This is a genomic window from Heliomarina sp., from assembly GCF_052826185.1.
In genome coordinates this window covers 561,424-581,557 of the sequence record NZ_JBRBUI010000045.1, presented here as the reverse complement: position 1 = coordinate 581,557, position 20,134 = coordinate 561,424, and the positions used below count along the sequence as shown (strand labels likewise).

At 59.3% G+C, this 20,134-nt stretch carries 21 protein-coding genes and 2 tRNA genes; 14 read left to right on the top strand and 9 right to left on the bottom strand.

The features are described 5' to 3' along the window. Nucleotides 1-8: 8 nt before the first annotated feature. A complete protein-coding gene (locus tag ACU0FH_RS15085) occupies nucleotides 9-1,052 on the bottom strand; it encodes a cysteine desulfurase family protein (protein ID WP_446195472.1) in 1,044 nt (347 codons plus the stop codon). A 42-nt stretch (nucleotides 1,053-1,094) separates the two neighbouring features. Continuing rightward, the gene (locus ACU0FH_RS15080) at nucleotides 1,095-1,553 is read right to left on the bottom strand and encodes an Rrf2 family transcriptional regulator (RefSeq protein WP_238369010.1); all 459 of its coding nucleotides are present in this window, start codon (nucleotides 1,551-1,553) and stop codon (nucleotides 1,095-1,097) included. 183 nt (nucleotides 1,554-1,736) lie between these two features. Here ACU0FH_RS15080 and ACU0FH_RS15075 point away from each other — a divergent pair, with 183 nt between their 5' ends. From ACU0FH_RS15075 to ACU0FH_RS15065, 3 genes are read left to right on the top strand one after another with little or no spacing between them, the layout of a single operon-like run. Then, nucleotides 1,737-2,390 (top strand): alpha/beta hydrolase, encoded by a 654-nt coding sequence (locus ACU0FH_RS15075; RefSeq protein WP_088635974.1) that lies wholly within the window; start codon nucleotides 1,737-1,739, stop codon nucleotides 2,388-2,390. Nucleotide 2,391: 1 nt separating this feature from the next. Further along, nucleotides 2,392-2,634 (top strand): hypothetical protein, encoded by a 243-nt coding sequence (locus ACU0FH_RS15070; RefSeq protein WP_238369011.1) that lies wholly within the window; start codon nucleotides 2,392-2,394, stop codon nucleotides 2,632-2,634. Nucleotides 2,635-2,640: 6 nt separating this feature from the next. Continuing rightward, nucleotides 2,641-3,234: an HD domain-containing protein gene (locus ACU0FH_RS15065; RefSeq protein ID WP_446195469.1), complete on the top strand. Its 594-nt coding sequence runs from the start codon at nucleotides 2,641-2,643 to the stop codon at nucleotides 3,232-3,234. Here the strand turns inward: ACU0FH_RS15065 and ACU0FH_RS15060 are convergent. Beyond that, entirely contained in the window at nucleotides 3,226-4,305 is a 1,080-nt protein-coding gene (locus tag ACU0FH_RS15060; protein ID WP_446195468.1) for a PA0069 family radical SAM protein, read from the bottom strand. The genes ACU0FH_RS15065 and ACU0FH_RS15060 overlap by 9 nt on opposite strands. Nucleotides 4,306-4,510: 205 nt before the next feature. Between ACU0FH_RS15060 and ACU0FH_RS15055 the strand changes: the two genes are divergently transcribed. Further along, nucleotides 4,511-5,209, top strand: coding sequence for a corrinoid protein (locus ACU0FH_RS15055; protein WP_238369014.1), 699 nt, complete (start codon nucleotides 4,511-4,513; stop codon nucleotides 5,207-5,209). 44 nt (nucleotides 5,210-5,253) lie between these two features. Here the strand turns inward: ACU0FH_RS15055 and ACU0FH_RS15050 are convergent, their stop codons facing one another. Next, on the bottom strand, nucleotides 5,254-5,760 hold the full coding sequence (locus ACU0FH_RS15050) for a hypothetical protein (protein WP_446195466.1): 507 nt from the start codon (nucleotides 5,758-5,760) through the stop codon (nucleotides 5,254-5,256). 113 nt (nucleotides 5,761-5,873) lie between these two features. On the opposite strand from ACU0FH_RS15050, the gene ACU0FH_RS15045 reads away from it, so the two are divergent. After that, nucleotides 5,874-6,536 carry a DUF1638 domain-containing protein gene (locus ACU0FH_RS15045; protein WP_446195464.1) on the top strand — a complete coding sequence of 221 codons (663 nt, stop codon included), beginning with the start codon at nucleotides 5,874-5,876 and terminating at the stop codon, nucleotides 6,534-6,536. Between the two features lie 7 nt (nucleotides 6,537-6,543). Here ACU0FH_RS15045 and ACU0FH_RS15040 read toward each other — a convergent pair whose 3' ends face one another. Continuing rightward, entirely contained in the window at nucleotides 6,544-6,954 is a 411-nt protein-coding gene (locus ACU0FH_RS15040) for a SufE family protein (RefSeq protein ID WP_238369017.1), read from the bottom strand. A 133-nt stretch (nucleotides 6,955-7,087) separates the two neighbouring features. On the opposite strand from ACU0FH_RS15040, the gene ACU0FH_RS15035 reads away from it, so the two are divergent. After that, nucleotides 7,088-7,573 (top strand): hypothetical protein, encoded by a 486-nt coding sequence (locus ACU0FH_RS15035; protein WP_446195463.1) that lies wholly within the window; start codon nucleotides 7,088-7,090, stop codon nucleotides 7,571-7,573. Here ACU0FH_RS15035 and rnd read toward each other — a convergent pair. The 3 genes from rnd to purM form a co-directional block, all read right to left on the bottom strand. Continuing rightward, on the bottom strand, nucleotides 7,570-8,727 hold the full coding sequence (rnd, locus tag ACU0FH_RS15030) for a ribonuclease D (RefSeq protein ID WP_446195462.1): 1,158 nt from the start codon (nucleotides 8,725-8,727) through the stop codon (nucleotides 7,570-7,572). The two genes, ACU0FH_RS15035 and rnd, sit on opposite strands and share 4 nt — an antisense overlap. 98 nt (nucleotides 8,728-8,825) lie before the next feature. After that, complete coding sequence (gene purN, locus ACU0FH_RS15025; RefSeq protein WP_446195461.1) at nucleotides 8,826-9,434, bottom strand: phosphoribosylglycinamide formyltransferase; 609 nt, start codon at nucleotides 9,432-9,434, stop codon at nucleotides 8,826-8,828. Then, nucleotides 9,431-10,480 (bottom strand): phosphoribosylformylglycinamidine cyclo-ligase, encoded by a 1,050-nt coding sequence (gene purM, locus ACU0FH_RS15020; protein WP_446195460.1) that lies wholly within the window; start codon nucleotides 10,478-10,480, stop codon nucleotides 9,431-9,433. The genes purN and purM overlap by 4 nt, the downstream gene beginning before the upstream one ends. Before the next feature lie 286 nt (nucleotides 10,481-10,766). Here purM and ACU0FH_RS15015 point away from each other — a divergent pair. From ACU0FH_RS15015 to ACU0FH_RS14995, 5 genes are all read left to right on the top strand, one after another. Then, nucleotides 10,767-10,843, top strand: a tRNA-Ile gene (locus tag ACU0FH_RS15015). Between the two features lie 189 nt (nucleotides 10,844-11,032). Further along, complete coding sequence (locus tag ACU0FH_RS15010; RefSeq protein ID WP_446195458.1) at nucleotides 11,033-11,317, top strand: hypothetical protein; 285 nt, start codon at nucleotides 11,033-11,035, stop codon at nucleotides 11,315-11,317. A 302-nt stretch (nucleotides 11,318-11,619) separates the two neighbouring features. Beyond that, nucleotides 11,620-13,416, top strand: a complete 1,797-nt coding sequence (locus tag ACU0FH_RS15005; RefSeq protein ID WP_446195456.1) for an adenylate/guanylate cyclase domain-containing protein — start codon at nucleotides 11,620-11,622, stop codon at nucleotides 13,414-13,416. A gap of 38 nt (nucleotides 13,417-13,454) precedes the next feature. Next, the gene (locus ACU0FH_RS15000; RefSeq protein WP_446195455.1) at nucleotides 13,455-14,690 is read left to right on the top strand and encodes a phosphatase PAP2 family protein; all 1,236 of its coding nucleotides are present in this window, start codon (nucleotides 13,455-13,457) and stop codon (nucleotides 14,688-14,690) included. A 12-nt stretch (nucleotides 14,691-14,702) separates the two neighbouring features. Then, a complete protein-coding gene (locus tag ACU0FH_RS14995; protein ID WP_446195454.1) occupies nucleotides 14,703-16,862 on the top strand; it encodes a S8 family serine peptidase in 2,160 nt (719 codons plus the stop codon). Between the two features lie 205 nt (nucleotides 16,863-17,067). Here the strand turns inward: ACU0FH_RS14995 and ACU0FH_RS14990 are convergent, their stop codons facing one another. Next, the gene (locus ACU0FH_RS14990) at nucleotides 17,068-18,387 is read right to left on the bottom strand and encodes an ATP-binding protein (protein ID WP_446195453.1); all 1,320 of its coding nucleotides are present in this window, start codon (nucleotides 18,385-18,387) and stop codon (nucleotides 17,068-17,070) included. A gap of 40 nt (nucleotides 18,388-18,427) precedes the next feature. Between ACU0FH_RS14990 and ACU0FH_RS14985 the strand changes: the two genes are divergently transcribed. From ACU0FH_RS14985 to ACU0FH_RS14975, 3 genes are all read left to right on the top strand, one after another. Continuing rightward, complete coding sequence (locus ACU0FH_RS14985; protein ID WP_446195452.1) at nucleotides 18,428-19,342, top strand: MBL fold metallo-hydrolase; 915 nt, start codon at nucleotides 18,428-18,430, stop codon at nucleotides 19,340-19,342. Between the two features lie 81 nt (nucleotides 19,343-19,423). Continuing rightward, nucleotides 19,424-19,498 (top strand) — tRNA-Asn (locus tag ACU0FH_RS14980). 199 nt (nucleotides 19,499-19,697) lie between these two features. Further along, nucleotides 19,698-20,108 carry a hypothetical protein gene (locus tag ACU0FH_RS14975; protein ID WP_446195451.1) on the top strand — a complete coding sequence of 137 codons (411 nt, stop codon included), beginning with the start codon at nucleotides 19,698-19,700 and terminating at the stop codon, nucleotides 20,106-20,108. Nucleotides 20,109-20,134: the final 26 nt, after the last annotated feature.

The following is a 20,134-nucleotide window of genomic DNA, read 5'->3' as shown; positions in this document are numbered from 1 at the left end:
TCCTAACCTCACGCAACGCGCGCGTGATGTTTCTTTTCCTTGCTCAGCCACGCATCGACAAAGCGTGATATGTCTTCTTCCGTCGTGTCCGTGCCAATCGATACACGTATGGCACTCGACGCTGTTTCTTCGTCGTATCCCATCGCGCGTAACACTCGGCTCGCCCGAACTTTTCCGCTGGAACAGGCGGAACCGGCGCTGATCGCGAATCCGGCCAGATCCATCTGCATGACTTGCGTTTCGCCTTTCCAGCCGGGCACGGCAAGACATGACGTGTTCGGCAAGCGCGGCGACTCTTTCCCGACAAAAATAATGTTCTTTGCCGAAGCCTCAAGTGCCTTTTCTAGAATATTTCTAAGTTCGGCCACCCGTTCCCACGCGCCATCGGCCAGTTCGCGCGCCGCAGCTTCGGCTGCGGCGGCGAAACCAGCAATGCCGATGACGTTCTCTGTCCCCGAGCGTCGGCCCATTTCCTGACCGCCACCACGAATCCGTGCCTCGACCTCTGTACCGCGCTTGACCACAAGTGCGCCTACGCCTTTCGGTCCGCCAAGTTTATGAGCGGAGACAAGCGCCATCTCGGTCTCAAGCCAGTTGAAGGCCACGGGCAGTTTGCCAAAAGCCTGTGTCGCGTCCGTGACAGCCAGCCCGGATGGCAGCTTTTGAACAACGCCGGTTTCAGAATTTGCGACTTGAAGCACTGTGTTGCCCGGATCCGTAACGCTCACCTGCCCATCCGAAGCAACAGGCAGATCCGCCGTGATCCAGGCGCCAACCGCATCGTGTTCGATATCCCCGCCGTGCAGATCGCGCCCCGCGCAGGCAAGCGCCGCCGCTTCGGTCGCGCTTGACGTGAAAACGATGTCTGCACCGTCCGCGCCAAATGCGCTCGCCACCTGTGCCCGCGCCCGTTCGACCAGCGATTTCGCAGCGCGGCCCTCGGCATGGACTGAGGACGGGTTCCCGACGATATCCATCGCCTCGATCATCGCCGCCCGCGCCTCGGGGCGCAGTGGTGCTGTCGCGTTATGATCAAGATAGATGCGTTTCACCGCGCCCCCAATGGCATTACCTGCGTTGCAACCTGTTCCCGATTATTCGTCAACGACATCGAACAGCCCCGGCACAGCCGGGCAAGGCGCCAATTCATTCGTCACGACATCGGACAGGCGGGTCTGGTGCAGGAACACGTAAACATGGGCGCTGAGCCCCTGCCAGAGCCGGTTCGTCAGCGATTGCGCGCGACTGCCGGAGGACCCGCCCGAAGCGCCCGCGCCCTTGTGCATCGCGTCCACGGTTTCATCCACCGCCGCCAGCACTTCGACGATGCGAATGTCGGATGCCGGTCGCGCGAGGCGATAGCCGCCGCCGGGTCCGCGAACCGAGGTGACAAGCTCGCGACGACGCAATTTGACAAAAAGCTGCTCGAGATAAGGCAGGGAAATTTTCTGCCGCTGCGAGATGTCGCTGAGGTTCACCAGAGTGCCTTCCGGTTGCAGCGCGATATCCGCAAGCGCGACCATCGCGTATCTTCCCTTGGTAGAAAGTTTCACCCGATCTTCTCCAAATCTGAGCTGCAACGCGAAAACATTGACGTTTCCCTAAGCAGTGCGTATTTGCCATGACGATGCGGGCGTCTCCCGCCCACAGAATTAGAACCGTTCTAAGGTGCCCTAGCGAATTCGTCAAGAATGCCGCGCGACGCCTGGTCGAAAAGAGACAGGATCCAACTGCCCATGCCCGAGGTCATTTTTCCCGGACCCGAAGGCCGCCTGGAAGGCCGCTATCACCCGCAAAAAGAAAAAGACGCCCCCATCGCCATCGTATTGCATCCGCATCCTCAATTCGGCGGGACGATGAACAACAAGGTCGTCTATAACCTGCACTACGCGTTTTACAACATGGGCTTTACCGTGCTGCGCTTCAATTTCCGTGGCGTCGGACGCAGCCAGGGTGAGTATGACCAAGGCATCGGTGAATTGTCCGATGCAGCCTCGGCGCTAGACTACCTGCAATCGATGAACAACAACTCCAAGCATTGCTGGGTTGCCGGATTCTCGTTCGGTGCGTGGATCGGCATGCAGCTGCTGATGCGCCGTCCGGAAATCACCGGATTCATCTCGGTCAGCCCGCCGGCGAACATGTACGATTTCTCCTTCCTAGCCCCCTGCCCGTCTTCGGGCCTTATCATCAACGGCAGCGCCGACCGTGTCGCGCCGCCTGCGGATACCGTTTCGCTCGTCTCCAAGCTGCACGAGCAAAAAGGCATCACGATCACCCATGAAGAAGTGCCTGGCGCAGATCATTTTTTCCAGGATCAGCATATGGATACGATGATCGGCACGGTGTCTGACTACGTGAAACGCCGCCTGACTGAAACCACGCGCTGATATGTCGAGCGTCGAGACAATCGCCTCCAGACTGGCCGACGACACGATGGCCGCGATGAAAGAGACGGGCGAAGACCGGCTCTACACCGAAGTGGCAGCCGTTCTCGGCGCATCGTCTCAGACGCTTGAGGAAGCCTATCTGACGGAAATCCGCGTACGGCTGGCCGAGGTGACGGCCCGCCGCTTTCTCGAGGAAAAGCTGGCGACCTCTCGCGACAAGGCGACCGGTCAGGCGCCGGGATAACAGCGGATGAGCGAGCGAATCGAAGCGCAGATCGCTTTTCTGAAAGAGGCGGACAAGCTCAAATCCGTGCTGAGAGCCTCGCGCCTGATCGACGGGTCGCGCCGCGAGAACTCGGCGGAACACAGCTGGCATATCATGCTTTATGCGATGGTCCTTGGCGAACATGCAGGGCCCGAGGTTAGTATTCCACGCGTTTTGCGGATGCTACTGCTGCACGACATCGTCGAGATCGACGCGGGTGACGCCCCCATTCATGGCACGGTCGATCACGCAGCCATGGCGGCCAAGGAAGAAGCCGCCGCCGAACGGCTCTTTGGCCTTTTGCCAGAGGATCAGGCGCAGGAATATCTCGAGATCTGGCGGGAATTCGAAGCTGCCGAGACTCCGGATGCGCGTTTTGCCAAGGCAATCGACCGTGTGCAGACGCCGATTGCCAATCTGGCGAATGGCGGCGGCACATGGGCCGAGTATAACGTCACGCTCGACCAGCTTGATCAGCGGGTCGGCACGCCGATAAGCGCGGGCGCCCCCGGACTCTGGCACTGGCTGCGCCCAAAGCTCGCAACATTTTTCGACAAAAACGCTAGCTCCTCAGAATAGGTCCAGCTGATCGCCTGCTTGCGGTGGCAGACGAAACAAATCGGTTCGCAAACCGGGCTGCTTTTCATCAAGACCCAGCCGAGAAGCTGCCGCCTTGAACCGCTTTGCAATCATCTCTGCATAGATCCCCTCGCCACGCATCCGATGGGACCAGCGGGGATCGTAATCCTTGCCGCCGTGCATTTCGCGCAGGCGGGCCATGACCTTGGCGGCCCTGCCCGGCTGATGTTCGGCCAGCCATTCCTTCCACAAGCCCGAAACCTCGCGCGGCAGACGCAGCATGATCCAGCTTGCCGCGACCGCCCCGGCATCCTTTGCCGCCTTGAGCATGTTTTCCAGTTCGTGATCGGTCAGCCCCGGCACAAGCGGCGAGGTCATGACCCGCACCGGAATACCCGCGCGCGACAAGGTCTCGATGATTCTCAACCGCCGCTCCGGCCGAGGTGCCCTCGGCTCCATTCGTCGTGACAGATCCGGGTCCAGTGTCGTCAAAGAAATGCCGACGCGCAGCAAGCCAAGCTCCGCCATGGGCGCAAGAAGATCGAGGTCTCTTTCGATCAATGCGCCTTTGGTGACGATCGCAACCGGGTGCCGGAATTCGGACAGGACCTCAAGGCAGTCACGCATGATGCGATGCTTCGCTTCGACGGGCTGATAGGGATCGGTATTCGTCCCGATGGCGATCGGTGCCACCTGATAGCGCTTTGCCCGCAACTCTTTGCGAAGCATTTCGGCCGCATTCGGTCGCGCGATCAGCCGGGTTTCAAAATCAAGACCTGCGGACAAGCCCAGATAGGCATGCGTCGGCCGTGCGAAACAATAGATGCAGCCGTGCTCGCAGCCCCGATACGGGTTGATCGAACGGTCAAAGGACAGATCCGGCGAGCGATTGTAGGTGATCAGACTTCGCACCTGCTCCATCGTCACCTGCGTCTTGAAGGCGGGCAAGGGTTCGGGAATATCCCAGCCATCCCAAGTATCTGCGCGCCCAAGCTCATACCGGCCCGGATGATTGCTGGGCGCGCCACGCGCCTTTCGACGCTCGGGCTGAATGGGAACTGATGCCGACATGCTCAAACATTTAGAACAAATAGCGAACAAATGCAATAATTCGGGCGGCGCGGATAAACAACTTGATTACCTCGATCGGTCAATAAGAAGATTGGTCGGAAGCGAAGCGATCAGTGTCGCAAATATTACAGCCGCATTCTTCGGTTCGCGCAAAAAGCGGGAAATCGCGGGGCATGTCGCCTCACGTTAAATCAAGGTTTCGCCCATGTCGGAAGATGACGATATCATTCTCTCGGAACTTGACGACGAAGAGCTTGTCCAACAGATGTTCGACGACCTCTACGACGGTCTCAGGGAAGAGATCGAGGAAGGCGTCAACATCCTTCTCGAACGTGGCTGGGCCCCCTACAAAATCCTGACCGAAGCGCTTGTCGGCGGCATGACCATCGTCGGCGCGGATTTCCGTGACGGTATCCTATTCGTGCCCGAGGTGCTGCTTGCCGCCAACGCGATGAAGGGCGGGATGGCGATTCTAAAGCCGCTGCTGGCCGAAACCGGTGCGCCGCGCGTCGGCAAGATGGTGATCGGCACGGTCAAGGGCGACATCCACGACATCGGCAAGAACCTCGTTTCCATGATGATGGAAGGCGCAGGTTTCGAAGTGGTCGATCTGGGCATCAACAACCCGGTCGAAAGCTATCTTGAGGCGCTGGAAAAAGAACAGCCCGACATCCTTGGCATGTCGGCCCTGCTGACCACCACGATGCCCTACATGAAGGTCGTGATCGATACGCTGGTCGAACAGGGCAAGCGCGACGATTATATCGTTCTGGTGGGCGGTGCGCCGCTGAACGAAGAATTCGGCAAGGCAATCGGGGCGGACGCATACTGCCGGGACGCGGCCGTGGCTGTGGAAACCGCCAAGGATTTTGTCGGACGCCGTCACAACCAGATGAACGCCTGATCAGGCCACAATGCGGCGCCTCGGCGCCGCACTCTTTCTTGGGTCTACCTGTTTCTTGGGATCGCGGTCAGAACCGCGACAAGAACGATGCCGTAAAGCACGTGCCCGACCAGCGCGACCCATGTGATCCCCGTGAAATTCAGGAACAACGGCAGCCCCGCAATCGCGGTGATGCCACCGATCGCAAACACCCACAGTCCAAAACCATAAATCGCCGCAGGCAAAAACCAGCCCCCCGCGCCGCCGGTCAGGCGCTGCCAGATCGGACGAAAAACAAAGAGCCAGCCAACCGGGTAACCGATCAGGCCAACCAGATAGAAATGCATGAAATAACCGGCAAAATCACCGCTCGGCAGGCCAAGGCTGCCCAGCAGGCTTTTCGCCAGCCCATGCGGTGAAAGATTTGCGAAACCAAGCCCGGGGCTGACGATCTGGCCCCAGAAATCAAAAGCCATTGTCGCCAGCATCCCGGCGATAAACATCTTACCAACAGTATCAAGATTTGCAGGCGGTACGCCCGCCGCGGTGCGGGAATAATCTGAATTGGTCATTGGGTATCCGACTCTTATCTGTTTTTCTTTATACGCCAAGCGCCCGAATGAACTGGGTCGCGGGCCCGCTTCGTGCAAGAAATGCTTCAAGGTTACACGCAAAGGTCAGCTTTATGTCAAACCAGACCGCCCCCCTGCCCGATGCCGAAAAGCTCACCCATGAAGGCTATTCGACCGGATCTCAGGGCCGCATTCTGCTGATCGCCTGCGGCGCTCTTGCACGTGAAATCCTAGCGCTGAAAGCAATGAACGGCTGGCAGCATATTGACCTCACATGCCTGCCCGCAATCCTGCATAACTCCCCCGAAAAGATAACCGATGCGGTCAGGGCATCGGTCGAAAAGAACCGTTCCTGCTACGAGACAATCTTTGTCGTTTATGCCGATTGCGGCACGGGTGGCCAGCTTGAGAAAGCCTGTGCGGACCTTGGCGTGGAAATGGTCGCGGGCCCGCATTGTTATTCATTTTTCGAAGGGAACGCGCATTTCGCCCGTCATGACGACGAAATCACCGCCTTCTACCTGACCGATTTCCTTGCCCGCCAGTTCGACGCCTTTGTCTGGAAACCGCTCGGGCTGGACCGTCACCCGGAACTCGCCGCCATGTACTTTGGCAATTACACCAAGCTGGTTTATCAGGCGCAGACGGACGATCCCACGCTGACCGCAAAGGCAAAAGACTGCGCGGAGCGGCTGGGGTTGGCGTTTGAAAGGCGGTTCACGGGCTACGGCGATCTGGCGAAGACATTGTCGCAGTGGATGGACAAGGAGTCCTAAGTCACCCTTAGCCCTGCGCTGCCGCAACCTCACGGATACGTTTGATCATGGCACGCAACCCGTTCGACCTTTGCGCCGAGAGGTGATCGTTCAAACCAAGGCGCGCAAGCTCTCCGCCCGCATCCACGGATGTCACATCACCCACCGGCAGATCATTATACAGCGCGCGCAGAACGGCGATCAGACCGCGTACGATCATCGCGTCGCTTTCCCCATCAAAGCGGAACGTGCCATCCTCAATCTGCGGGTGCAGCCAGACCTGGCTGGCGCAGCCGTCGACTTTTGTCGCGGGCACTTTCAGCGCGTCGGGCAGTGGATCCATCGCCTTGCCCTTTTCGATGACATAGCGATACCGGTCTTCCCAATCCTCGAGAAACTCGAAGTCTTCCACAATTTCCTCAAAGGCGGGGCTGGCCATGGTCATCGCATCCTTTCTCGCGCGTCCTTGACCTATGCGCTGCCCCGGGGTCTGTCCAGACCTGCCTTGCGGCTTTTCAAGTGGCGCAGGATGCGGTAACCGAAGGAGAATTACTTAATAACCGGTCCATCCAATGCGCAAATTCCTGATTTTACTTCTCGCCTCCGGCCTCGTTCTTTCAGCTTGCGGCAATGGGGGCCGACGAGCGGCAAGGGATGCCGCCATCGCCGAAGCAGGGGGCAACCCCCTCATTCCGACGGAACGTCGCGGCATGTTCTCGAAACCCGAGGAAGTTGATACCAGCGTGTTGATTGGCAGCATCTCCGAGCTTCGCATCGAGCGCACGCTCTCGGGCGCGATCGTTCACGTCACCGGCGTGGCTGACCGTCAGGGTGCCTATCGCGCCGAACTGCGCCCCGAGGATCCGGACCTGCTCGCAACCGATGGCGTGCTTAGCTTTGCCTTTCGCGTGCGATACCCTGCGGACCCGACCCCGATCGGCAGCACCGCGACACGCACGGTTTACGAGGCTTTCAGCCTCTCTTCCGGCACGTTGCAGAATGTCCGGACCATTCGGGTGACCGGTGCGCGCAACTCGATGCAGGCAAATCGCCGTTAAAGCTCGACCGTTTCGACGTTGTTCCCCTTGGCGGCAAGCGCGATCTTGCCGTCACACAGGCGCAGTGCATCAAGACCAAAGACTTCGCTTCTCCAGCCCGACAGGGCCGGCAGGTCACGTTCCCCCGCCGCAATGGCATCCAGATCGGCGCTTGACGCGATCAGCTTGGCGGCCACGCCGGAACTTTCCGTCTTGGATTTCAGCAGTACCCGCAGCAGGTCCGCCAGCGCCGGGTTTACCTGCAGTTTTTCGCGGCTGCGGTCAGGTTTTGGCATCTGGTCCTGCGGACAGTTCACGCCCTTTTGCACCGCGGCAAGGATGCCGTCTGCAATCGCGCCGCGGCGCGCCTCGCGCAGCAACAGACGCAGCCCACTCAGATCGGTATGCGCCTTTGGCTTGGCCGAAGCCAGTTCGACCAGCGCATCATCCTTGAAGACGCGGTTACGTGGCACGTTGTTTTCCTGCGCATATTGCTCGCGGAACGCCGCCAGTTCTCGCACGACAGCAAGGAACTTCGGTGAATTGGTGCGGGTCTTGAGGCGTTTCCATGCCTCACGCGGCTCAACCTCATAGGTGCTGGGGTTGGTCAGAATCTGGATTTCTTCCTCGACCCAACGCTTGCGGTTCGTCTTGTCCAGTTCGGCCGACAGGTATTCATAGATCTGGCGCAGGTGGGTGACGTCGGCCAGCGCATAGGACTTTTGTGCCTCGCTCAGCGGGCGACGCGACCAGTCGGTAAAACGCGACGACTTGTCGACGGACCCCCGCGCGATCTTGCGCACAAGCGTCTCATAGCCAACCTGTTCGCCGAACCCGCAGACCATCGCGGCAACCTGCGTATCGAAAAGCGGTTCGGGAAACACCTGCGCATCGACCCAGAAAATCTCAAGATCCTGCCGCGCGGCGTGGAACACCTTGACCGTGCTGGTATCCCGGAAAAGGTCATAAAGCGGTTCAAGCGAAAGTTCTTCGGACAAGGGATCGACCAGGACCGCGTTACTTTCATCCGTGCCCGGCATGGCAAGCTGGATCAGGCAGAGCTTGGAGTAATAGGTCCGTTCGCGCAAAAATTCGGTATCGACGGTCACGTAATCATGTTCGGCCGCAGCCTTGCAGAAGTTGCTCAAATCTTGCGTCGTCGTGATCGTTTTCATTAGAACCCGGTTTTTATTTGCTTTATTTCTTGTCGCTTGCGCAAACACTAAAAGTGTTATGACAATCTACCGCAATTGAAAAGCGACCTTCAGCGGTCTTATTCTTCCGTGGTCTCAAGAAAGACCGGTTCGCGCGATCCTGCCGCAAAACGCTTCAGAACTGCGGGATAGAGGCGGTGTTCCTGCTTTAGAACGCGCGCGGCAAGCGTCTCTTCGCTATCGCCCGGCAGAACCGGCACTCGCGCTTGCCCAAGGATCGGCCCATCATCCAAACGCGCCGTCACCTCGTGAACGCTGCAGCCATGTTCCTTGTCCCCGGCTTCCAGCGCACGGCGATGGGTATGCAGCCCCTTGTACTTGGGCAAAAGCGACGGGTGAATGTTCAGCATACGGCCATGGAATTTTGACACGAACCCGTCTGTCAGAACCCGCATGAAACCGGCAAGACAGACGATATCGGCCTCAGCCTCAAGGATCGGCTTGATCAGTTCGTCCTCGAAAGCCGCCCGATCGCCCGCGAAAGGCCGGTGATCGACAACCGCCGTCGCGACGCCACGTTCAGACGCTTTGGCCAGTCCGCCAGCGGTCTTTCGATTGGACAAAACAAGGCAGGGCCGCGCCGGATGGTCGCCGGTCATGCTATCGAGCAGCGAAACCATGTTGGACCCGCCGCCGGAGATCAGGATCGCTACACGCTTGTGACTCACAAAAGCGTCCCGCTGTAGGAAACGGATTTGCCCGGAACGACCGTACCGATGCGCGCGACTGTTTCACCGGCCTCGCCCAGCATCGCGGCGATCTCATCAGCCTTGTCGGCAGCAACCGCTATAATCATGCCGATTCCGCAGTTGAACGTCTTGAGCATTTCGGATTCGGCCATGCCGCCTGTCTCGGTCATCCAGCCAAAGACTCCCGGCAATTCCCAGCTGTCCAGATTGATGGAAGCGCCCAGCCCCTCGGGCAGAACGCGCGGCAGGTTCTCGGTCAGCCCGCCGCCGGTGATATGCGCAAGCGCGTGAACGCCACCGGCCCGCACGGCCTCGAGCACGGGACGCACGTAAAGCCGCGTTGGCGTCAAGAGAGCAGCGCCCAACGTGCCCTCGGCAAACGGACAATCCGACTCCCAATCCAGACCAGATTGTTCCACCAGACGCCGGACCAGCGAATACCCGTTGGAATGAACCCCGTCGCTGGCCAGCCCCAGCAGCACATCGCCTTCGACAACGCCCGCGGGCAGATCATGACCACGTTCCATCGCCCCGACGGCAAACCCGGCCAGATCGAAATCGCCCGGCGGGTACATGCCCGGCATCTCGGCAGTCTCGCCACCGATCAGCGCGCAGCCGGATTTTTCGCAGCCCGTCGCGATACCTTCGATGATGCGGGCCGCCGTATCGGTATCCAGTTTGCCGGTCGCAAAGTAATCGAGGAAAAACAGCGGTTCCGCCCCTTGACACACAAGGTCGTTGACGCACATGGCCACGAGGTCGATGCCAACCCCGTCGACATGGCCCGTGTCGATAGCGATGCGCAGCTTGGTCCCGACCCCGTCAGTCGCGGCCACAAGGATCGGGTCCTCGTACCCGGCGCCTTTCAGATCGAACAAGGCGCCAAAGCCGCCCAGCCCGCTCATCACACCGGGGCGATTGGTCCGCTTCGCCGCAGGCTTGATCCGCTCGACCAGCGCATTGCCCGCGTCGATATCCACACCTGCATCCGCATAGGTTATGCCGTTCTTTGACTGGCCGCTCATTCCCGTCCTCCGGTCCGATTGCCGCCCCCCGATAGCGCGGAGCGATCAAGGAGTCCACGGCCAGAGCGACGTCTCGGCAACAAGGGCGCACAGAGGGTTCGGCTTAGCCGTCAGAACAGGCGATCGCGTTAACGCTTTGGCAAGGTTAATGCGGTGCACTGCCCCCTAACCAAGGTGCGGCCAGACGATCAACAGGGAAAAAGACCGCGCCAACACGATACAATGGGCCGGAATTGCAAGCTCGTGCTTGACCGTCCCCAACCGCTTGCGTAGTCAATGCGCAGTCGGGCCTGTAGCTCAATTGGTTAGAGCAGAGCGCTCATAACGCTTTGGTTGCGGGTTCAAGTCCTGCCGGGCCTACCAAATCTCCCGAAAAATCGAAAAAAAATGCCGATGTGTCGCGCGCCGACACATTTCGGGCGCGATACGTGTGAACGTGTTCTAGGAAATCTGCCACAGCGTTTCTGGATTCAACGACCTCGCGCCCCTTTCCTCCTAAAAACCGTTGCCTCATGAGAGGCATCGGCGAAATCCTGCCGAAAAGGAGGAATCATGAAAGATTACAGATACTTAGAGCTCGAAGTACGCTCACAAATTAAAAAGAAAACTCGCTTTTGGGATAAAGTTTCAAATTTAATTTTTCCTGCCAATTCCACCTGTCCAAGATGCGGCGATGCTGGTGAACTTGTACATGTGATTGAAGGGGACGGCGCGCATTGCAACACTTGCGATCTGTCTATTCACGCTCCGACGAAAGCCTTGAACGGGTGGAAGGTTCTGCTTGCGGTCATCTCTCTTATGGTTGGTTGCACATTGATGGCAGCTTGGGTGTTGTGATCCAAATAACTCTGGAAAAGCCTCAGAAGCACAACAAGAAAACCGTGCGCGTTGTCCTTGGCGGTACTTGTTCGAAAGATTGGCGACCGTACACGCCGCTAAAACCCAGGATAGAGAGAAACCCTCTAACGTTAAGCATTGTTCATTCTTTTGACTGATAGATAGCAGGCCTAAGCACAGATCCCTCCCTGACCCTCCCCCAAACGCCTCATATTCTTTTGATAGCGCCACACCCCAAAGATGCAAAACTTTGGAATCCGGTTATGATAGGTTGAAATCCTGTGGGTGGGGGAGTGGCGCATATGGCGGCGGCGCGGGCGACGTTTGCTGACGAGGTATTTGGAAGACAGCCCTTTCAACGGTCGTCCGAAACCATCGTTTTTGCAGATGTCGTGGATTCGGTCCGGCTGATCGACAGCGACGAGGAAGGATCGGTTCAGCGCTGGCTCGATTTCGTAGACAAGATCGAGCAGAGCATTGTTCAGACCGGCATGGGACGGATCGTCAAACGGTTGGGGGACGGCGTCATGCTGGAATTCGATGACCCCTCAGAAGCGGTGAAAGTGGCGCTGAAAATGCGAATGGACCTCACCGAGTTCAACAGACATGCGCCTGAAGGTCAGACCTTTGAAATCCGCATCGGCATGCACGCCGGCGAAGTGCTGCGGGGTCCTGATGCCGATCTCTACGGGCGGGAGGTCAACATCGCGGCACGTCTCGCGGCGGCGGCAAACCCGGGCGACGTCATGGCCTCGGCCAGCGTACGTGACGCGCTTGCCAGCGACGTGGACGCCGAATTCGAGGATTTCGGTCCGGTTTACCTTAAAAACGTGCCCCTGCCCGTCCATGCCTTCCGGGTCCTTGCCCCCAACGAATTCTCCCGTGTCGCGCCCTTGATGTCACCAGAAGACCTATTACCGACAATCGCCGTGCTGCCGCTGATGGTGCGCAACAGCGACAAGGCTTCGGTCTGGGGAAAGATGCTGGCCGACGACCTGATCGCGGCGCTGTCGGGATCGCACCAGATGAACGTGATTTCGCACCTGTCGACCATGACCATCTCGATCGAGAATTACACACTGACCCAGCTATCGGAATCGCTGGGCGCGGATTTCCTGCTGTCAGGCTCCTGCGCGGTGGGCGAAAGCCGCCATGTTCTCGACCTTAGCCTGACCCGCGCGCTTTCGAGTTCGGTTGTCTGGTCCAGTCGCATCGAAGTCGAAGAGACGGAGATCCTGCAAAAGAACGCGATATTCGCCGAGGTCGCCAATGAAATTCACGTGGCAATTCTCGATCTGGAAATGAAGCGCGCGATGAGCCTGCCGATCCCGACCCTGAGCAGTTACGAAATATTGATGGCATCCGTCGCCCTGATGTACCGGCTGTCGCCTGCGGATTTCAATCGCGCGGGCGATCTGCTCGACGCCCTGATCGAACGCATTCCACAGCATCCGGTCCCGCTCTCGTGGAAAGCTCGGTGGCATGTTCTCAAGGTCGTGCAGGGCTGGTCGACCGACCGGTCCGAAGAAGCGCGGCGTGCGCTCAACCATACGCACCGCGCGCTTGATCTGGATCCGACAAACAGCGTGGCGCTGATCGCCGAGGGTTTCGTGCAAACAAATCTCCTGCACGATCTGGACGAGGCCGAGGAACTCTACGACAGCGCCCTTGAATACACGCCGAACGAGCCAACCGGTCGTGCCCTGCGCGGAACGCTCTATGCGTTCAGGGGGGACGGCGCGCGGGCGGTCCGGGACGCGGAACGTTCCCTGCATCTCGCGCCGCGCGATCCGCATCGGTTTTTCTTCCAGTCGCTGGCGGGCAGTGCCAGCCTAGTGGCCGAGGATTATCCACGGGCGCTCGAACTCATCAAAAGCTCACTAAGACTCAATCGGCTCCACATGTCTTCGCTGCGCATGCTGGCGGTGACCGAATGGCGGCTTGGCAATCACGACGCCGCCCGGGCCACGCTTGATAAAATCCTGCGACTCGATCCCGGCTTTACGATCAGCAGATGGAGACGCACCACGCCCAGCGCCGACCTGCCCGTTGGTCGGGCCTTTGCCGAAACACTGAAAGACATTGGAGTACCTGACTGAAGTTTATTTGAAACAACTATATTTTGGGAGGAATAGACATGGCCAATTCATCCAACGTGGCCCCCGAAGGCGCATTCGGAGCATTTGGCGCCTTTGGAGCCTTTAACGGCAGCGGAGCCTTCGGCGCATTTGGCGCTTTCGGCGCTTTCGGGGCCTTCGGCGCACCCGGACCGGCAAACCCACCACTCATCTCTCAGGCCCTGATCACCAATCACGATGGGATCGCAGGAAACTGGCAGGCGGTCGGCGCGACCGCCGTCGATCCGAGCGTTCAGGAAAATACGGAATATCTCGGACGCCTTTCGCCCGCGGTCCGTGCCAGCATCTTCACTCTGGAACTGGGCAGCCGTATCGGCTTCGCTTTCGAACCGGACGCCGTGGCAGGTGATCCCGGTCTGGGTCGTGTCTTTCATCTTGAAACCACACCGGCCAGCCCGGTGCCCGACACGGCCTACAAACTCCTGTTTGAAATGCGCAGGCCCACACAGGACATCTTTGCCTCGCAACTGACATTGGTCGCCAATTATGCCGATCTCAGACAGGACCGGATGGCAGAAATCCTCGCGCAGCTTGGCACGCCGACGGAATTCCTGCGGGCCATTGCCTATATCGAACCGGCCCGCACGCCCTTTACGATCGAACTTCTGTCGATGGCCCATTGGCTCGCGAATTTTGTCGAGATGCGACTGAAATACGCCTTGGCCTGCAAACGACCGATAGAATATTCGCCGCAGATCCAGCCAATGATATGGACGCCCTCGCATGGCAGCCTGCCAAGCGGTCACGCGACCGAGTCTTTCACCATGGCGCGGGTGTTGTGGCTGCTGCTGCGGGCCAACAACGTCAAACCCTATTCGCAAGGCATATGGGGTGAAATGATGATGCGCCAGGCCGCGCGGATCGCGATAAACCGCACGGTGGCGGGGGTGCATTTCCCTGTGGACAGCGCCGCTGGCGCGGTTCTGGGCCTTTCGCTGGGCAAGTATTTCGTTGATCGCTGCACCCACACCGCGCCTGCCGAAAGCTGGAGTTTTGACGGCGCAGCCTATCCCGAAGAGCAGGATTTTGACTGGCGCGATTACTTCCGCCCGAACAACCCGGCGGGCGGCACAAATCCTGAACAGATCGAAACCGCATGGGCGACCGAAACCGCTATTGCCAACCCAGCCTCCAACCAGACCGTGTCGCAAGCCTTGAACTGGCTCTGGAAGCGGGCGGCGGATGAATGGATCGACCTCGCCGAAGAGCTCGACACCGACGGCGACGGAACATGAGGAGGATCGAACATGGCACTCAGTTGGACAGAACTTGCGCCGGTGGATCAGCCTCGCGATCCGCTGGCGGATTTCGCGGTCAACGCGATGGCACGCTTTACGGCCGCCGACCTTGACCTGAGCACCGAAAACCCCTCACCCGAGCGTAAATCCGAATATGACGATCAGTGGTGGCTGGCGCTGGTTACCGTCGCAAGGGGGGACGACAAGGTTTCCAGCCTGACGATCAATGAACTGGTCAGAAAGGCAAAGGACCATTACACAAAGCCGCTCGATGACGATCTTCTGATACCGGGGGAATACGACGGGGCCTTCCGCGAAAGCACCGACCTCGATGTCATAACGATCTACGCCAAGCGCGCCTATATCAACGCGGTCAACGCACAGGATGGCGAAGACAGCCTGGGGATCGCGTCCATCGAAGTCAGCTTTCCGCTGGACAGCAGGACAGTTAACCCATCGATCACCGAAATCGCCCCCATCGAACTGGATCTCGCGGTTTCCGATCAGACAGTTGTCACCGCCGTCATCGACCATGGCATCGCGATCGCCCATGACCTGTTCCGGCAAGAGGATACCACAGGCGCATTGGCGCTAAGCCGCGTGGATTTCTTTCTCGACATGGACGGCACCCCCGATCCGAACGCCCAGATACAAAGCACCGTGGGCCGGGTCTGGACCCGCGATGAAATCGAGCAGATCCTGAGTGCAAACCTGCATAGCGGCCTGCTGGACGAGGAGAAGGTCTACCGCGCACTCGGGCTGATCGACTGGCAAAGGCGGTCAATCAACAGCTGCGCGCACCGGGTGTCACACGGCACCCATGTAACAGGACTGGCAGCAGGCTATAACGCTGATGACGCCAAGGGCGTTGAGAGGCATATCATCGCCGTACAACTCCCGACGCGACTGGTTGCAAATACGATGGGCCAATGGCTGCAACAGGCGCTTGAACAGGCGCTTACCTTTATCGCGCGGCAAATGGAGCATTACACGGTCGATGGCGCTGCGCAGGCAACGCCCCTTGTCATGAACTTCAGTTTTGGGAATTTCATGGGCCCGCATGACGGGACCAGCAGGATCGACCGCGCGATAGATGGCAACCTGTCAAAGATGGCGGCAAACTCGAACCGTCCCCGCGTGCTGATGCTGCCCTCGGGGAACGGCAACCTTTCGCGCTGCCATGCAATCGTCAACCTCACGAACGCCGTGCCCGCCAAGGAACTTGCCTGGAACCTGCAACCCGCTGACCGGAGCGCCTCTATCCTGACCGCATGGTTACCGGTCATGACCCCGGTCAAGAATGGCACGGTCGAGATGCAGGTCACCGTGCCGGGTTTCAGCACGCCCCACACCATCATCGCCGGCACTGCGCCGGGCCTGACCCTTCTCAGGGATACAAACTCGTCAGGCGTTAAAGTAATCGTCGGCATGGTTGTCTACAGCCCGCCTCGTTTCCCGACCAACCGGGGCAGGTTCGAAATCTATCTCGTGCCGACAGATCACCCGGTAGACGTCCGCCCAGTGGCCCGCGCGGGCGCATGGAAGCTGCGTTTCACCAAGGCCACCTCGATCAGCGATCTATCCCTGAACATCTGGGTCCAGCGCGATGATACCCTGCCCGGTTTTCCGGAATTCGGCCGACAATCCTACCTGTCGGACGGTCTTTACGACCGTTTCAGCCGCCCGGGTGGCGCCGTGATTTCGGATGACGAAGTGGATCATGACAGTGCCATCTTCCGATCGGGAATGATCAATGGAATCGCCTGCGGCAACCTCCCTGCGGTGATCGCCGGATATGTCAGGTCAGAAAAGAAAATGGCCGATTATTCGGCCGGTGGGCCGACCCTCAATGCCTTCCGGCTACCCGGTCCCGATGCCTCGGCGACCAGCGATGACAGTGTGGTGCTGCAAGGCGTGCTGAGCGCGGGGTCAAGCAGCGGCTCACGCGTGGCGATGAACGGTACCAGCGTTTCTGCCCCGCAGGTGGCCCGCTGGGCGGCAGACCAGATCGCTCTGTCGCCTACAACCCCGTTCACGCGGGCAACCGTAACGGCCAAAGCACTCAACGACGATACAGCCGGAATGGACAAGCCCGCCCTGACCCGAACCGGCGGCGGCCGGATGAAACTGGGCAGCGTGTTCGGCGACTTGCGATGGCCTGACCAATAAAAGCCGCGGAACTGGTTGGTTCACGCCCTTAATACGAGAACGGCGCGACGGTTCTCTCCGACAGCCGCGCCAATAGTTCTGCATAACCCCAGTCGCGTCGGTCTACGCGTCACAGGCAGAGCCAGCTCGCAACAAAGTCACCCGGAAACTGACGAAACGCCGCCACCTCCACGCCGCGCCGAGGAAACGTCCAGCCAATCGCAGGCTACCGACCGATAACGATATCGGCGCGCAAACCACCAAGCCGGTCGCTTTTCCCAAGCCGCAGGACACCGCCATGCGCCCGCGCCACATCGTTCACGATGGCAAGGCCAAGACCCACGCCACCGCCCCGGTTCTGGTTGCGCGACGGATCCAGCCGCGAAAACGGTTTGACCGCATCCACACGCTTGGCTTCCGGAATGCCGGGCCCGTCATCCTCGACCCGGATGCGCATCGACTTCTCGGTCAGCACAACCGAAACCTCGGCCTTGGTGCCATATTGCGTCGCATTGCCCAAAAGATTCTCCACCGCGCGACGCATGGCGAGCGCGTTGACCATCACCCTGCCCTCGCCCTCGGTCTCGACAAGGCTCACGTCCTTGCCCGCGCGTTTCGCATCCTCGACAACCTGCGTGACCATCGCCTTGATATCCACCTTCTCCGGTTCACCCTCCGAAGCCCCCTTGGTGAAATCCAGAAACGCATCGACCAGCCGCTGCATCTCGTCGACATCGCGCAGCAGCGGCGCGGCATCCTCTTCATCCAGCAAAGCCAGCCCCAGCTTCATCCGTGTCAGCGGGGTGCGCAGGTCGTGGCTGACCCCGGAGAGCAGCATGGTCCTCTGCTCGATCTGTCGTTCGATCCGCGCCCGCATATCAAGGAAAGCGCCCCCCGCCGCCCTCACTTCGATCGCCCCGGTCGGCGAATAGGGCACGATCCGCCCGCGCCCAAAGGCTTCGGCCGCATTCGCCAGCCGCGTGATCGGGCGCAGCTGGTTGCGCATGTAAAGAAAAGCAATCGCGGTCATCAATAGCCCGAAGAAGAGCATCGTCAGGATCAACTGGTGGGGCGCGGCGGCGGTCACCCGGCGGCGATTGAAGGTGATCTCGACCGGCCCGTGCCGCGTCGCGACGTAAAGGCGGACCACGCGGTTGTCCGGCATTTCAACCGCCAGCGTCTGCGGCAAGCTATCACGCACGACTTGCCGCACCACATGCGCGGAATAGTCGAATATTCCTACATCGTCGTTGGTCGGAACCGCCGCCTCACTGACCGGGTCGAACCCGACCAGAAGCGCGGCCATCAAAAGATCGGCGCGTTCAAGAACCTCGACCGCGCTCTCCGCCTCATCCACAAGGTCAAGAACCACCGCGATCTCGCGGGTGGTGGTCAGCGTCATCTGGGTTGTGATGTCGCGCAAGTGGTTGCGCAAGAACACGAATGACGCCACCAATTGCACGACGACAACCGGCAGGATGATGATTAGTGCCGCCCTTCCGTAGAGGCTGCGCGGCATGTATCGTTTGAGCCATTTGAAAGACATGCGCCGAACCTAACCGGACGCCCAGACAAGAGGAAGTGCGATGACCGAGGCCCCCGACGATTTCAATCCGCCAGTCGGAGAACCGGTCGAGCTTGAGGCGGGGTTGCGCCGCATCCTTGCCCCGAATCCCTCGCCGATGACCTATCGCGGCACCAACACCTATCTGGTCGGCACGACCGGCCTTGCGGTAATCGACCCCGGCCCGGCGTCCGAGCCGCATCTCGACGCGATTCTCTCCGCCGTCGGTCCGGGCCAGCACGTGTCGCATATCATCGTGACCCACAGTCATCTCGACCATTCTCCGCTGGCCGCGGAACTGGCGAAACGGACCGGAGCAGAAATCTTTGCCTTCGGCGGTCCGCATGACGGGCGCAGCCCGGTAATGACCCAGCTTGCCGCAGACGGGCTTGCCGGGGGCGGCGAAGGTATCGATCTTGACTTTCGCCACGATCACCGTCTGGCCGATGGCGACGTGGTCACCGGAGACGGCTGGCAACTCGACGTGATCCACACGCCCGGTCACCTTGGCAACCATATCGCGCTTGGCTGGAACGATGCCTGTTTCACTGCCGATCACGTGATGGGCTGGGCGACGTCGCTCGTTTCGCCGCCAGACGGCGACCTGACCGATTTCATGGCCTCCTGCGCGCGGCTCGGGCAACAAGACTGGCGGATCTTCTATCCCGGCCACGGCGCTCCGATCACTTCGCCCGCTGACCGGCTCGACTGGCTGGTGAACCACCGCCTGTCCCGCGAACGGGCGATTCTGGATCAACTGGCTGCGGGCCCCGCCACCGCCGCAACCATCGCCCGCAACGTCTATACCGAGACACCGGCGGCGCTCCTCCCTGCGGCAGAGCGCAATGTTTTCGCCCACCTCGTTGATTTAAAACAGAAAGACGTCGTGAAAGCCGAACCAGCCCTGTCGGCCAAGGCCGTATTTCACCGCTTGTGAAAGCGGTTTGGATTTTTTCCGGGAAAACAGCCAAAACCCTCTGGACCTCCGAAATACCTGTTGCTATATCGCGCAAACCGTTCCGGCGTAGCTCAGCGGTAGAGCAGTTGACTGTTAATCAATTGGTCGTAGGTTCGATCCCTACCGCCGGAGCCAAAGAATTCAAGGGGTTAGCGATCAAACGCTAACCCCTTTTCTTTGCATTTCCTCACATCTGTCTCGCTGTTACCTGTTCCTTAAAGATCTGCGATGACGGCACCCTAGTTACCTGTCCCAGCAGTTTCTGGTGGTTCCTGCCCTGTCTGTCAGTGCCATGATGAGGAAAACAGGAGAGCATCATTGAAGAAATGTTATTTTGCTCGCGCTGGCTATTTCGGGGCCGACAAATGCCGCTACTTGGCTTTGCAAAGGTGAAGATGGCGCTGGCTTTCGTTGGACTGAACAAGAAAAAGGTTGGCGACCTCAAACCTTCACTGCCGATGACACGTTTATTATTCGCCCCTTCAAAGACACCGACGTTGCACCCCAGAACTTGTGCCAAGACAGGCCATCGCTCTACCTTGCACTTGAGCTAGGGGATGATGAACCCGTGGCCTACTGGTGGTATGACTTGGAAAAGGCTGAAGGCACTCAATCGCTAGTAGGACGATACGTCCTGCAATTCTTCGAAAACACCAACGAACTCCTCGTCACCTCAATTTGGTACCCGGTGTCTCGGGATGAAAGCGAACGGGCAGAAAATACGCCAAATTTTTGCTATAGGTAATTGTTCACAAATCGATATGTAACCAC